The 15513-nt window shown below is 37.2% G+C and carries 13 protein-coding genes; 5 read left to right on the forward strand and 8 right to left on the reverse strand.

Annotated elements, in window-relative coordinates; translation table 11 throughout:
- The first annotated feature begins 82 nt into the window (after positions 1–82).
- From DKM50_02620 to DKM50_02635, 4 genes are all read left to right on the forward strand, one after another.
- A complete protein-coding gene (locus DKM50_02620) occupies positions 83–1897 on the forward strand; it encodes a hypothetical protein (GenBank protein ID PZM83188.1) in 1815 nt (604 codons plus the stop codon).
- 8 nt (positions 1898–1905) lie between these two features.
- Entirely contained in the window at positions 1906–3534 is a 1629-nt protein-coding gene (locus tag DKM50_02625; GenBank protein ID PZM83256.1) for a hypothetical protein, read from the forward strand.
- A 79-nt stretch (positions 3535–3613) separates the two neighbouring features.
- Positions 3614–4318 carry a glycosyltransferase family 2 protein gene (locus DKM50_02630; protein PZM83189.1) on the forward strand — a complete coding sequence of 235 codons (705 nt, stop codon included), beginning with the start codon at positions 3614–3616 and terminating at the stop codon, positions 4316–4318.
- Complete coding sequence (locus tag DKM50_02635; protein PZM83190.1) at positions 4315–4908, forward strand: hypothetical protein; 594 nt, start codon at positions 4315–4317, stop codon at positions 4906–4908. Before DKM50_02630 ends, DKM50_02635 begins: the two co-directional genes overlap by 4 nt.
- A gap of 7 nt (positions 4909–4915) precedes the next feature.
- Here the strand turns inward: DKM50_02635 and DKM50_02640 are convergent, their stop codons facing one another.
- The 8 genes from DKM50_02640 to DKM50_02675 all read right to left on the reverse strand — a co-directional run bounded on the left by DKM50_02640 (position 4916) and on the right by DKM50_02675 (position 15238).
- Positions 4916–5698 (reverse strand): hypothetical protein, encoded by a 783-nt coding sequence (locus DKM50_02640; GenBank protein PZM83257.1) that lies wholly within the window; start codon positions 5696–5698, stop codon positions 4916–4918.
- Between the two features lie 7 nt (positions 5699–5705).
- Positions 5706–6554, reverse strand: a complete 849-nt coding sequence (locus DKM50_02645) for a hypothetical protein (GenBank protein ID PZM83191.1) — start codon at positions 6552–6554, stop codon at positions 5706–5708.
- A gap of 24 nt (positions 6555–6578) precedes the next feature.
- Complete coding sequence (locus DKM50_02650) at positions 6579–8351, reverse strand: hypothetical protein (protein ID PZM83192.1); 1773 nt, start codon at positions 8349–8351, stop codon at positions 6579–6581.
- A gap of 39 nt (positions 8352–8390) precedes the next feature.
- Positions 8391–10142 (reverse strand): hypothetical protein, encoded by a 1752-nt coding sequence (locus tag DKM50_02655; GenBank protein ID PZM83193.1) that lies wholly within the window; start codon positions 10140–10142, stop codon positions 8391–8393.
- Positions 10142–11047 carry a hypothetical protein gene (locus DKM50_02660; protein PZM83194.1) on the reverse strand — a complete coding sequence of 302 codons (906 nt, stop codon included), beginning with the start codon at positions 11045–11047 and terminating at the stop codon, positions 10142–10144. Before DKM50_02660 ends, DKM50_02655 begins: the two co-directional genes overlap by 1 nt.
- Before the next feature lie 289 nt (positions 11048–11336).
- Positions 11337–12410 (reverse strand): hypothetical protein, encoded by a 1074-nt coding sequence (locus tag DKM50_02665; protein PZM83195.1) that lies wholly within the window; start codon positions 12408–12410, stop codon positions 11337–11339.
- A complete protein-coding gene (locus DKM50_02670; protein ID PZM83196.1) occupies positions 12407–13093 on the reverse strand; it encodes an HAD family hydrolase in 687 nt (228 codons plus the stop codon). The genes DKM50_02665 and DKM50_02670 overlap by 4 nt, the downstream gene beginning before the upstream one ends.
- On the reverse strand, positions 13094–15238 hold the full coding sequence (locus tag DKM50_02675) for a uridine kinase (protein PZM83197.1): 2145 nt from the start codon (positions 15236–15238) through the stop codon (positions 13094–13096).
- Between DKM50_02675 and DKM50_02680 the strand changes: the two genes are divergently transcribed.
- Positions 15221–15487, forward strand: a complete 267-nt coding sequence (locus DKM50_02680; protein ID PZM83198.1) for a hypothetical protein — start codon at positions 15221–15223, stop codon at positions 15485–15487. The genes DKM50_02675 and DKM50_02680 overlap by 18 nt on opposite strands.
- Positions 15488–15513: the final 26 nt, after the last annotated feature.

The following is a 15513-nucleotide window of genomic DNA, read 5'->3' on the forward strand; positions in this document are numbered from 1 at the left end:
ATACGGTAAATAATCTTAGTACCGATTAACTTTTATATCTCAGGAGTTTGGTAGCAGAGAAATATATACTAAAGGTTTAAAGATGCAACGGTATGTAAGATATCTTCAAATTATAACCATATTGGTCATTATTACGCTGGCAGGATTTGTCAGATTAGCTAATCTGGGGACTCAGTTTACACATGTTGATGATATTGGCGTTGCTGTTACAACGCTCGACCGGGAAGAAAAATTCTTCGTACATTTAGAAAAAGCATCTCATAAGCTTGAAAAAAAATTCAATATTCATCTGGTGCCTTTAAAAACGTTAACTCGCTGGAATATAAACGACAATCCCGTCAAAAATATAATTTCGTATATACCGAATAAGATCATTCAGGTCCACGCAATTCCGGAGATTTGGACCTACGCTCCTCTCCAGTGTGCTTTTGTTCCTTTTTTTATTAATAGCTCACAATCATACCGGGATATTATTTTCTGGGGAAGGTTTCCTGCATTTCTTACCAGCATGGTGGCTATCATTCTGCTGTGTGTGTTCTCTATCGCCCTTTATGGTGAAAAGAGATTTTTTCCATATCTTGTTGCCGGACTGGCATTATTTTCTTTCTCTTGGATGCACATTATATACTCGCAGCAGATGGAGAATTATGTATCTGGATTAATCGCGATTATGACGACATTAATAATCCTTATCAATATTCCGGCTATAGAGACATCTCGAAAAAAGATTTTTTTATCAACATGTTTGATTGCATTCGTCTGTTATCTACACTACCAATTATTATTTTTCCTTCCTGCCTATTGGGGTTGTATTGTTTATAATTTGTATCTAAGAGAAAAAGGAATAGTAACTGTTATCAAAAGGCTTATACCAAGGTTAGTTGTTTTTTCTATTCTCATTTATCCGCTTATAGATTTTATTATGGCCAGAAATCTTGGAGAACGGGGAATTAACTGGAATACTGGACCGGAAAAAGAATTCTTCTTTAATATTTTATCGGCACATGGCTTGCTTGACAGGATTACTTACTCAATAGTTTTTTTTACTAAGAATACATTTATCGTTTTCACTGATCTTATTGCCTTTATGCCTGAGGACACTCGCTTTAGTCTAATTATAGGGACTATTTGTTTCTGTTTAGCAGGCATAGGTCTCTTCAGTTGTTTCAGGAGCACACAGCATACTAAAAAAATGCTTGGATTGTTTATTGTTATTGCTTCTCTGACTTGGATATTTCTTGTGCTCATAAATAAAATAACCATTAGCCCTACCAGACATAGCCTTATTCTTTTGCCACTGATAATAATTCTCATCAGTGAGGGCCTTGGTTTAGCTGCTGGTTATTTTAAACGGGACGTTCAGTCTGGGCTTAGCATTTCTTTGGCCATTATGATAATTGTTGTTTTTTTTACAAATTGGACTTCAGTTTCGAAGCAACGATTGGATCATTTCGATGAAGCCAGAATAGCTCAATTATTGCAAAAATATCAGGTAAGCACGATTATCAGCTACGGATGGACTTGGAATATTGATCTTATGAATTCGATCAGCAAAAAATATAATTACGGACATATTAATGACTGCGATTTCAAACAATTTGATCTGATGCATGGTGATATTTCCAGCGACAATTTTAACCATCGGGCTGTAGCAGTGATAAGTCATCGACACGCTCCTGACAAACGGCTTTATGCTATTTTTAAGGAACAATTCAGCGCGGAGCCTGTGAGCACCGTTTATTCAGATAATATACCTTCTGCCAAAGAGATTGAATTCAGCCATAGGACAAAAAATGGCACCAATGGATATTATTTCAACATTATCAAGACGAGAAGCATTCCTCATAATTATCAAACAAATTTAAATCAGAACAAAAGGAGCTATGCATGCAAATAATTATTCCCATGTCCGGACAAGGACAACGATTTGTCGATGCAGGGTATCAAGTCCCAAAGCCGCTCATAGAAGTCGATGGGAAACCGATCATCGAACATGTGGTGTCTATGTTCCCGGGCGAAACTGATTTCGTATTTATCTGTAACAGCATACATCTCAACGAAACACAAATGAGGACTATACTTACCAGGATTGCTCCGAAAGCAAAGATCGTTGAGATAGGGCCCCATAAAAAGGGACCTGTTTATGCAGTCTCCAAGATTTTTGATTTGATCGATGATGATCAGGAAGTGATCATTAACTATTGTGATTTTGGAAAATACTGGGATTATAGCGATTTTTTGGCGCATACCCGCTCAAGAGAGGCTGATGGGGCAATCCCGGCCTACAAGGGGTTCCATCCACATATGCTAGGAACGACCAATTACGCTTTTATGAGGTTCACGGATCAATGGATGTCAGAGATAAGAGAAAAACAGCCATTTACTGATGACCGTATGGAAGAATATGCCTCTGACGGAACGTATTATTTTAAAAAGGGAAGTTATGTCAAAAAATATTTCTGTCAGCTTATCGACGAAGATATTCATGTTAACGGTGAATATTATGTCAGTATGGTCTATAATCTTCTTCTCAAGGATAGTCTAATCGTTTCCATTTATGAAATACAGCACATGCTTCAGTGGGGTACACCTGGCGACTTGAAGGAATATGAGAAGTGGTCTGATTACTTCAGAAATATTATCCTTGAAAAGCGTAGCTACCCTGTCAATAGAAATAGTATAACATTGATACCGCTGGCAGGGCGGGGGAACAGGTTCGCGACAGAAGGATATCTCAATCCGAAGCCACTTATCGAAGTCAGCGGAAAGCCGATGATCATTCAATCAGCAGATTATCTGCCGGATTCCGAACAGCATATTTTTGTTTGTCTGGGGGATCATCTTGATAATTATCCTCTTGAAAAGGAGATCAAAAAAATATTTCCAGGTACGAAAATCGTCCGTCTTGATCAGGTGACTGAGGGACAGGCATGCACCTGCGAGATCGGGTTGCGGGACGAGGACCTTGATTCTCCTCTCGTTATCGGCGCTTGCGATAATGGGATGCTCTGGGATAGCGAAAAATACCGGCAATTGCTCGAAGCCCCAGATACTGACGCGATCGTCTGGAGCTTCCGGCATAACCAGTCGAGTAAGAACAATCCTCAGATGTACGGCTGGATAAGAACCGCCGGTGATGACAACGTAACCGGAGTATCAGTAAAAAAACCTATCTCTGATGATCCGTTTAACGACCATGCAATAGTTGGGACATTCACCTTCAAGAAGGCGCGATACTTTATTGAATCACTTCAAAATCTCTATAATAAGGACCTGAGGGTAAATAATGAATTTTATGTTGATAGCTGCATAAACGAACTCATCGAGCTGGGATATAAAGTAAAAGTGTTTGAGGTGACAGATTATATCTGCTGGGGCACTCCTAATGATCTGAGGACCTATGAATACTGGCAGAGTTTCTTTCATAAAAGTTCATTTCATCCTTATTCACTCGATAAGGATATTACAATGAATTTTAGTAAGATATCTGAGCTTGATAAAAAATTTAGAACATTTCTGCAGGAGCACAAATGAAAATACCAGAATCAATCCTTCACCTTTTGAAGTAAATGTCATAGTTAATAGAAGGGTACTTCTGACGAAGAGGTCTTTCATGAAATTATCAATTGTAATACCTTGCTATAATGAAGCAAAAAATATACCTTTAATGCTCGATAGATTTCGCAGTGTAATAAGCAGAAAAGACATTGAAGTGATCCTAGTCAATAATGGATCAAAAGATAACAGTCAGGAAGTTCTTGATACTCTGCTGCCTCAGTACCCTTTTACCCGAACAGTGAAGGTAGAAATAAACCAGGGATACGGCTATGGTGTATTAACAGGATTAAGTTCAGCACAAGGAGAGTATCTTGGGTGGACGCATGCCGATTTGCAAACTGATCCGTATGATGTGATCAAAGCCATTGAGATCATAGAGACCAAAAACAATCCAATGAATGTATTTGTAAAAGGTAATAGAAAAGGCCGCAGTGCATTAGACCATTTTTTTACCATTGGAATGAGCTTTTTTGAGACATGCTATCTTGGTGAACGATTGTGGGATATTAACGCCCAGCCTAATATATTCCACAGGAGCTTTTTTGAGAACTGGAATAATCCACCTCATGACTTTTCTCTTGATCTTTTTGTTTTTTATATTGCCCGGATAAAGAAGTTAGATATATTCCGTTTTGATGTGCGATTCCCATCAAGGGTCCATGGACAATCAAGCTGGAACACCGGATTGAAATCTAAATGGAAGTTTATCAAACGTACCGTCGAATTTAGCACAAAACTTAAAAAGGAATTAAAAAAATGAACTACATCGCCCATCGGGTAAACACTGTTGAAGGTTTAAAAAAACTACCACTTGAGTATGGAGTTGAGCTAGATCTTAGAGATCAAGGGGATAGACTGATTCTCCAGCATGATCCGTTCACCCCTGGAGAATGTTTCGAGGAATATCTTAAGCATTATCATAATGGAACGATGATCTTGAATGTCAAAAGCGAGCGGGTTGAACACCGGGTGCTCGAGTTGATAAAAAAATACGAGGTTAAAGACTATTTCTTTCTCGACAGCTCGTTTCCAATGATTTTTTTATTGAGCAGTAAATATTCTGAAAAGAAGATGGCCCTTAGATTCTCTGAATACGAAGGGTTGGACACCATCATGAATATGCAGGGAAAAGTTGATTGGGTATGGGTTGATTGCTTCACGAAACTGCCGATAAACAAAGAGAACTATCAAGTCCTGAAAAAAGCCGGATTCAAACTGTGCCTTGTTTCTCCTGAACTCCAGGGAAGACCTGAAGATATCGCAGAATACAAACATTACTTGAGTGAAGAAAAGATTGTATTCGATGCGATATGCACAAAAATACATAATATTGAGAAATGGGCAGAATAAAGATCGTTTATCCCGTTTTCTTGGTGAAGTAGAAACAACCGCATCCGTACTGTTGTCTATTGGCTAATTCGGGATCTGCATGTTCAATAAGCCCATCCTCAGGATTATCTGTTATTAATGAAAACTCAATCAGGTCCATTCCTTCAAAATAGTTTATAATCTGATCGTAAGAATATATTCGGTGTGCATTATATTGTATTCGGGGTATACCTACTGGAACAACGAATAACAAAGTTCCATTGACGTCAAGTACTCGTTTAAGCTCAGAGATTGACTTCAGATCACCCTGGGGATCAAGCGGGTCGCCATATCTTCCCAGTCCTACATGTTCGACGACGTGCATACAGGAAAGAGACTCAACACTTTTATCAGGAAAAGGTAGTTTTGTAACATCACCCGCCTTAGCATCTAACTCCGACAACTTAATTTTAGCTGGCCGATAATCATAAAAATGAACCGGAATAAAAGCAGATATAAGGGACATAAAATAAATACTTGAAGATATGTCGATATGCAGCCTGGGCATAATGTTCGAAAGCTTCCTGGCTGCCCAAGCCAGGTGATAAATGTAATGATGATCAAACCCGGTAGAGTCTGTTCTATCGACTAGAATTACCATTCTTTGATTCCAGCTGACTGGGAATCGTTTATCATCCATGACCCTGAACCGTATAAATGAATTTAGGTAGAAAACGTAGTTTTTTAAAGAACTGATGATAATCCCAGGAATTCTCAAAAGTGGAGCAAGAAAAGGGATGTATTTTAGATAAGATTTTATTCTATTTCTGATAGACATATTATTTAATTTTAAAGGTTTTCTTTATTTTTCTAATAATTCTGGATTTTAAGGTGTTGTCAAACCAGCTAACGTACCAGTAATGGAGTGCAAACGATTCCGGCTTGATATATGATTTGATTTTCTCTTCATTAGTTAAGAAGCGTTCTCCATTCGGTAATGGATAAAAATATGTGATAGGGAATGGTATCACATTTTCCTGAACAGCAGTGATCGTTTGAAAAAAGCACTCATTAAAGAACTGAGGACCGGTATTATGCATTATTGAATCGGGATCAGTAGTATCTATCTCTTTTATCCTGGTATTCAATGAATCTATACATAATTTTAATACGGGGTGACCGGCAACCGACCCAATGAGAGCGTTGTTCAATAATGGAGCTTCAGAGTATACTAATCCGGCAAAAAAATGACATTGTTCATGGATAGTATCAAAAGGATGAAAGCATTCAAAATCCGTATCTACATAAAGTCCGCCAAATTGATTAAGTATTTCATATCTGAGAATATCTGATTTGGCACCGTAGTTAGACGTCCTGCTAAATAATTCTCTGTTAATCATTTCTAGTTTTTTAACTTCTTTGTCTGTCCAGAGATAGTATTCCCAGTCGGGGTGAAATCTTTTCCAGGATTCTTGTATCTTGTGATACTTTTTCGGGAATTTACCGCCAAGCCATATCTGATGTATTTTTTTTGGTATCTGGCCATTGATGACTTTGTTCGTATAATTAGCATTAAAAAGTTGTTCCAGTAACTGCCATCGGGGATTGGAAACGTATTCTTCCTCTTTATAGGTATAAGCAGTTTTTGATGATTCTTTAAATGATACTTTGATAAATGTTTCTTTCATTGATAGCCTCGATCATTCAATATATTAATCAAACATGTCTTGATATGTGCCGGTTTGAACAATGTCTCCGTTTTCAATCCTATATATAACATCGCAGTTTTTCAGCGTTGTCAGCCGATGTGTTACGATGATGATAGTTTTCTCTCCGGCAAGATTATCAATTGATTTCTGAATGGCATTTTCGGTTTCGCTATCGAGAGACGAGGTCGCTTCATCAAACACGATGACCGAAGGGTTGGTATACAAAGCTCTTGCAATCCCAATCCGTTGTTTCTGTCCACCAGACAGCATGATCCCATTCTCTCCGACTCTGGTATTTATACCGTCAGGTAATCCAGCTATTAAAGCATCTAGATTTGCTAGAGTCAAAGCTCTGTTTACCATATCCGTATCAATCTTTTCATCGTTGATCCCGAGTGCAACATTGCACCTGATTGAATCATTCATCAAATAGATATCTTGTGGCACATAACCGATATTGCTCTGCCAGTTTGCCAGATTGCTATATATAGATAATCCATCGATACTGATATCTCCTGATTGCGGATAAAGCAATCCCAGCAGTATATTAACCAGTGTCGTTTTCCCTGACCCTGATTTTCCGGTAAAAGCTATCGAGCTTCCTTTTTTAATAGAAAGATTGAGTCCATTAATAACCGGTTTTTTTGTGGCTTCGTACTCGAAAACTAGGTTCTTTATTTCGATCCTGTCTTTGAAAGCCTGGATATTAGGCTGATCTTTGCTGCATTGTAGCTTCTGGTTTTGGTTTTGTTTCTCTATTTTTTTAAGGATTGTATATATTCTCTCGACAGTATATGTACTATGTTTCATGGCCGACATGGAGTTGGATATCTTAGTCACCGAAGGCATGAGCCTGATTGCGGCAATAGCCATGGTTGAGAGCATGGGAATGATTATTTTTACACCACCAAGCTGAGATTGACAATAGATAATAAGAACAACTATGGAAGTGATAAATAGCATTTCGAAAATGATTCGAGGTAATAGGAGCAGTGCGTAGTAGTTCGTAGAAGACGTAACCATTTTCTTCAGTATTGTTTTTACTTCATTTATATAGTATTCCTGCAGGTTATTGATCTTTATAATCTTAATATTATTGAGGGTCTGGTTGACTATTTGAAATACATCAGTATGGGATTCTGAACCAATACGTCCGTATTCAAAAGTTTTATTTTTGGAAAATCTATAAAAACTGTAAATAAACAAAACCACAACAAAAACTAGCAGAAGTAATTTGACATTATAGAATACCAGGGCGCAAATAATGATTAATAAAAAGATTGCCTCAGACATGAATGTAGCCATTACTCCAACAACATTAATCGAAAACTTATAGCATTCATCAGAAATATTCGTTATTAGTGTTGCAGCATTTTGATTAAGAAAAAACTGATAAGGTGCATTAACATATGAGGAATAAAGTCTTTCCCGTAAATATCTGTTCACATCATAAGTAAAATAGCTGATAGAACACTGGACTATGAAAAAAAACATACTCTTAATGGAATACACCGCAATAAGCAGCAGGCTGGAATAAATTACTATCTTTTGTGAACTTGTTATTGAAAATCCCGTCAAAATGTTTCTAGCCCATTCATTTTTAAGGATAGCTAATGGGTTTTGTAAGATAGCGACATAGGGTAATATAATGGCGATACTGAAGAACTCAAGAATAGAAGATAGTAAAAATACGAAAAAGATCAATAGAAGCAATGATTTCTTTTTGCCAAGGATATAAAATACTTTTGATATATAAGATTTAATGCCTAGAAACATTTATTGTCACCATGTGTTTTATATTAACAGGTACCATGATCACTCGGCTATCATTTTTTTTTGAGTTAATAGAGTATTCACTACATGATGCTTACCTGTTAAAAATGCTTTGGAGTAGTTTCTTACTGTAGTTCCTGTGTGAATTGCATGTCCGGCAATCAGTATAACAACAATGCAGCTTACAATCAAATTCTGATAGATACGTTTAATCCGGAAAAGGTCCAGCCAATACACTATTGCAATCACTAGGAAAAACATCCCAAGATATCCTCCGGGGATCATGAAACGGGTCAACTCCCATTTATAGCCTTTAAGCACAAAGGGATATGCTACTCCAACTCCTGCCGCAAACATGACAGCAGTTAATAGAAGGTAATATTCCAGTTCTTGAGATTTTTTACTCATGATTTTACTGACAAATATATATATAAATAATAAGATCATACCTGCCAGCGGATAAAAAATAGCCCGAAGGGATTTCCAGGCGTAATCCTCCAATAAAAAAATGAGGTCCTCTATTGGAATGCTGGCGACGGATGCTTGTTTATAACTAACGGAATTATTAATAGTTTTAGTCTTATTGTTTAACCGGTCATTAGAATATTGCTCTTTAGCGTCCCAGGCATAAACAGATGCTGCGTTATCGCCAAAAAGATTATTAAAGTAACTAAATCGTAGATAAGGTTTTACCTGTATTGTTGGATATCCTTTTTGATTGTACTGCATGAGTCCCGGAACCTTTATATGATCTGCTTTATGGGAAGAAATAAGCATACCCCCGGTATTTGCCGTGACGAAAGAAAAAATTATCAGAAAACCAAATGATATTGCTGTAATGGCGACATCTTTTATTCTTCTGGTTTTATAGAGAATGAGGGCTCCGGCCATAAAAAAGACTGGAAAAGAGATCAAAATGTTTTGTGTCGCTGTCATATGCCAGGTAATAATAATTGGAAGTAACATAAGGAGATACACGATTGTGCTGATTTTATTTTTAAGATAGGCGACAGTTAAAAATAAAAAAAACATGATCGTTCCCATTCCGACGATACTGTCCGTATAGCCGCAACCGATCCAGGGATTACCCGAATCGATTACCTGGCAGGGTAAGAGAGACAATGTCATATTCCCGAAACCCATCACCAGGACACCCAGAAAACTAAAAAAATTATTGAGCTTAAATTCTCTGAAAGCCCCATAGAATGTCATCAATAGAAAAATTAGTGATACCCAGAGCCATATAGTAAGCCCGATATATGGACTAATCATTTTAACAGAGGAAGTTGCCAAGGACAGAAGTGATTGTCCGTAGTGCTGATTAATAGCAGGTATTCTATCTAGGTTAATGATATGTAACACTAAATTAGCGTAACGCGGACTATGAAGAGAGCCAACTTTGTCCCAGACATTGACAAGAGCGGTTCCAGAAGCAGAATCCGGTGGCAGGTATAAGATAATATTCATGAATGAAAATAGAGCAAAAAGAATCACAAGAAGGATCCCGGTAGTTTTTATCTTAATTGCTTTTAAATCACGTGTTCCCAAAAATACTACTATTAGAAGAAGAATCGATGAAATAAATAAGGACGTTCTGGCACTGAGAACTAGCCCAAGGAGTCTCCAGAGAGAAAGAAATAAGCTAATACCAAAGAAATAACTAAAACCTATTTTTAAAAAAGGATGCTGGCCGGTATATGCTGGAAAAAATCTAAATAATATAGAATTACTCGATATGACAAATATAAGGCAAAATAGAAAAACTAACGCGGCTGCAAAAAAAATATCATTCATTAATAATCCTTATCGTAGCTCGGCAGATTCATTTTTTCTATCCAGAAATCTATTTTTAACAGGTTGCTGTCGAAGTTGTTCATGAGTTTTTCATACTTTTTTTGAAGAAAGGACTCGTCAACGTTATTCAATTCAGTCCAATCATTGACTATCCACATAGGATATCCTAACTTTTTGAAATACTCTATGCCCGGAGAGCTTTTTACAATAGGGACTGCTCCAAGATATAGCGCTTCCCAGGTCCTGTGACAGTCGATTCCATTACCGGGAGGCGATGCGACAAACTTATATTTATTCAACATATTTAAATATATTTTCGGGTTTATTCTCTTCGGGATACCGTCAGCCAGTTTGTGGTTTACTAGATAATCGTAAGCTACCTGCCGTTCAGCTACATTTGTAGCTATCTTAAAGCCATAAAGAATCCGATTCTGTTTATTAACTTTTTTTTTGATCAGTGCATTAAACATACTTACGATCCCATTACAATAATACTTAGTATTTTCTATCCCGATAGGGATTGGTATGACTTTTTCGTGGCCCGTGTTAACGTTCTGACCAAACCAATTAATAATTTTTTCATCTATATAGGGAGTGAGTTTGTCATCTACGGCAATATCACCATTATGGGTTATCAAAATATAGGGATTTTTTATGTCAGGATGGATGTGTTTGAAAAAGTATTCTACTTGCTCAATGCCGACAAATATTTTTTGCTTATATTCTACTTTTTCAGGTTTAATTGTTTGAGAAACATCGTCGTGAATGTAATTCGCATATATTCTGAAGGTATCTCCTGTTATATATGGATAACTGTCAGGTCTTTTATTGCTGGAATGCCTGATAAGATATCTGAATAATTCTCTTTTCAATCCGAATAATTTATTCTTGACAGTTATTAGCATGCTTAACCTGGAAGTATTTTATCATCCTGATTATACCATCAATAAGATCAATAACAAAAGATCAAAGACAAGACTATTTTGTAACGGGTGAGTTACCGGGGGATGGGTTGAACTTTCGCTTCATCCGCCTCGATTTAGTCGAAACTACTATTCGGGAATGTTTCTCACCACCCCAACGAAGGCGGACTGCTTGGTTCTCCAAGCAATAAGGCTGTGTCACAAAAATCCTGACACCCCTTCAATTTACTGAAGTTGTTTTTTGAAAGGACATCGTAGACTCGCTTATTACTTAAATCGTTTGTCTGTATTTTTCAGCTTCCCAGTTTCCAAGATACATAAGCTCTTTTTCCTCTAAGCAGATGGGATTATTCTTCGATGAGGTCATGACAAGGAGATGGAATTTGAGGACATCTTCGATCTCTTTGGCTTTTTTTACAGTATCAGCTATTAGGAAAATATTTTCTTTATATATGATTACTCTGGGAAGTTCAAAATAATCATGCTTATACTCAATAAGTGGTCCTGTTGAGCTGATGTCCTGGAGCTCGACAGCACTTATCCCGCAATAAACAAGTTTATCCGGACAAAATGGTTTTGAGAAAAAGGATTTTTTATTACTTTCAAGGAGGGAACAGAGATTTCTATCGTCTGATAAATATGCGATTTTAGAAGATTGGCCAAGGGAGTTAACTAATGAAGAGATTTTTGTTGTTAGTTTATACCGTGATTGGTCGATAGCCAGGTATTGTTCTATTTTATCCAGAACGACTTCTGTTAATGCAATAACTTCTTCATCATCACGAGCTGAAACGATGAGTCCATGGTTTTGTAGAAATACGATTTTTGGTTTTATATTGTGAGCGTTGATATAAGATTCAAGCTGGCTGTTCAGTTCTGAGGCTAGTTCAATACCGGGAGTTTTGTATTTGATCATGAGGCAGTTCTCAAAAAGCTTGTTTAACTGGTCCTCCCAGTCTGCTTGCGCGGTGATGATATTTACGAGTAGCGGGTGAGTGTGTAGTGTGTAGGTGTCGAGCAATGCATGTAAGAACGTCTCGATAGACGGACGGTTTTGAGAGTCAATGATCGCCTCGTCCATAAGATTTTTTGCGTAAGAGTCTTTCTCTTTTTTGTCAGCTATTGTTAGTAATTCTTTGTTTTTCATTATGGAAATAACACGAGCATTATCAACTTTAGAATAACCTTTACTGGTATCCATTTCGGATAACAAGAATCCTGATGCTTTGATGATCATGCTCCCATCACTCAGCTTTACTGACGAATTCCCACCGCCGGCTTGGACCAGATCGAATCGTTCCCCGGCATATTTTGATAATTTAACGAATTTTTCCAGTTCATTCATTTTTGTATATAACCCATCAGTTCTTTGAAGTTTTTAAATTCTGTCGTCAGATCGTTCAATTCTTCTTTTTTGTTCTCTGTATTCAACCAGAAAGACCGGATCCCAAGGTTTGTTGCTCCTACAATATCTTTTGAATAGTTGTCACCGATCATGCATACTTCATTTGCAGTCAGTTCCATTTTTTTTAAACCGAGCATGAACATATACGGATGTGGTTTTTCTATCCCTGCTTCCTCGCTGATAACAGCGTATCCGGCATAATCAAATAGTTTTAGTTTTTGCATCTTTTTGTGCTGGACATCTGCCGTCAGGTCAGTAACCAAACAGACTTTATAAGGTTTAATCATTTTTAGAAATTCGAGAACATCTTCATAAAGAATTATGTTATCGATAAAGGTGTCCCAGTAGAGATTGTAAACGTCATATGAATATTGAATTGGATTGATGTTGAGCAGTTCAAACATTCTCTGAAAATATAGCAGTCTGTTATGGGACGCGGCGGTCTGAGCCAGTTCGGCATGTATTTGCTTTCGTGCTGTTATTAAGTTAGTTCTGATAGTCTCTTGCGGAATTGTGAATGTTACTGATAATGAATCAATCACTGCATTATTTGCGAGTTTATGCGTTTTCTCATAGTCATATAACGTATTGTCAATATCCAGCAGGAATCCTTTGTAATCCATTTAAACAACTTCTTTCATTTTTTCGCTTATTATCAAGAGTACAATAAGTTGAATCGCGCCTCTATAACCGTGTAACAGCAACGTATTTGATGGGATTATCTCTTCCAGATTAAAAATGATCGTGTCTCCGATTTCCTTGATGTCCAATTGTTTCGGCGGTTTATGGAATACAATTATCTGGTGCTTCAAGTCATCAGAATAATCCCAGGAAAAATCTTTATTTGCGAACTTATTCAGCAGATTTTCAAGATGTATACTCGCATCAAAAATAAGTTTTAGTTTTATGTGTGGTTCTGCTGTATTGCCTCCAACTTCAAATTCATCTTCAGTGAAATAATTGATTACGAGGTCAGCGAATTCTTTTTGCGGATATATGAACCGTTTTGCGTCATCCATCCTCTTTTCTATTTGCTCGATTATTTTTTCTTTTTGGTATCCGCGGATTTCTAGGTCTCTAACAATTTTCCAGTGTCTTCGTAATTGTTCGTCCGTATCGATATATATTTTAAAATCGATGATCTTTCTCATCTTGGGAAGATAGAACGTGTGTAAACCGCTGAGTACGATGAAATCCTTAGGTTTGATTTTTACTGGATCAGTGAACTTCCCGGTTTTATGATTATAATCCCTTCGGAAAACTGCGTTCCCAATTTTCAGTATCAAGAGGTTATCAGCCTGGGTGTGAAGAAGGTTCGCCTTCGGGTTAAGATGTGTGAACGTATCCCAGTTATCGTCGTCCCTCTCCCATCGGTGGTCAGCATCGCCTTCCAACTCTAGGAATTTTTTTCCCAATAGTGTTTTGAGATCATTCAGTAATGTTGATTTTCCAACTCCGCTGTCGCCGCCGATACCGATGATCGTGGCTCCGGTTTTTTTGTACAATAGATTGCTGGTTATTCCAAATTTATATAACAGATATAAGGTCGCGAATAATAATGTTTCTAATAGCGTATAAAAAATGTTAGCTAATTTTTCGTCATGGATTTTCATAGAAACATTTGAATTGAGAAATATGAGGTCCTGGTGGTCAGGAAGGTAGAAACCAATAAAGAAAATCAGATAAATGACATTAAAGGCTATATAGAAATATAATAGATAGCTGTTCCGTTCATAATATTTTATTAAAAAGACAGACAGGAAGGGAAGCATCCAGATATACCAGGCCGGTGCCGGGAAAATCAGCAGCACAAATACCGAGAACAAGATTCCCAGAAATGTAAAAAACAGTTCATTGTTAATCTTTTTAAAGATAAAAAATCGGGAGTAGATAATTATCGTGGTGATGATGACCGGGTATAGTTTTAAGCTGCCTATTTTGAAGAATATATCATATATCATCATTTGTTTCGGGTTTGATAATACCAGGTACTTATACCCGTCACTAAACAGATACGGATAGGTAAACCCGAAGAATATTAATGCCGGGGCAAAGAGAAAAAACAAGAAATCCTTCAATGAATAATTACGGAGGATGAAATAAGCCATAAGAGGATAAGCCGCGACGACATGTGATTTCGTGCTGATTGCTATGCCGAAGAATAATGATACCCAGAAAATATGTCTTTTGTTTATAAGGAAATATATAGAAAGAAATAACATCGCGGTAGGGATCAGATCAAGCTGGGAATGCATATAATTTGCATAAAGGATTATTGGAGAAACCGCATAGAACAGAAGTACCTTTTTCTTCCGGCTTGGAAATAATTTAATAAGCAGGTAGGTTATCAAAACATCAGACAATAATAATGGGAGCTTAAAGAAAAAGTTTTGCCATATTACAGAGTCCAGGTTAAGTAAATGGACCGGCAGGTAAAAAAAAGAGAGTAGATAGAGCATCACCGGATGATATGGGAACTCCACCGCTCTATTAAAAGTATAAAAATATTGCCAGGGATTATCATGGAACGAAAGATAATGGGTAACAAATGGTAAAAATAATTGATTCTGGTAGCCGGATGAAAATAATATGGTTAAGAGCAATTTAATTATAACGCTGAGTATAACCACGAAATATAATACGGAAAGTGGCGATAAACAGTTCTTTATTCGTTCAAACATATATATTGATAATAACCTTTTCCGTGCAGTGATAGAAATCGAGGGAGATCCCCTCTCGGGATTGCTACTATGATAAGACCATATCATGATAAATTATCTTTATCAAGATCAATATTATTATGGGTGCAGATACTTTTAGTGGGTATTCCTGCCTCTTTTCGCGGAAAACAGGATTATAGTTCTATGCAGAATAACTCTCCGCGTGCTTTCTCCGCGCCTCACCCCGGCCAAGACTGGAGAGGGAGAATAAGGAATTTGATTAAATTGAGAAAACAAACAGAAAAACATTTTCAGGTGATAGAGATCAAGTCAGCAATGAACTATACCATTCCCTAATTAGTGCTTGAGTTATTGGGGGCACA

This window comes from Candidatus Margulisiibacteriota bacterium, assembly GCA_003242895.1.
Lineage (GTDB): Bacteria > Margulisbacteria > Riflemargulisbacteria > GWF2-39-127 > GWF2-39-127 > GWF2-39-127.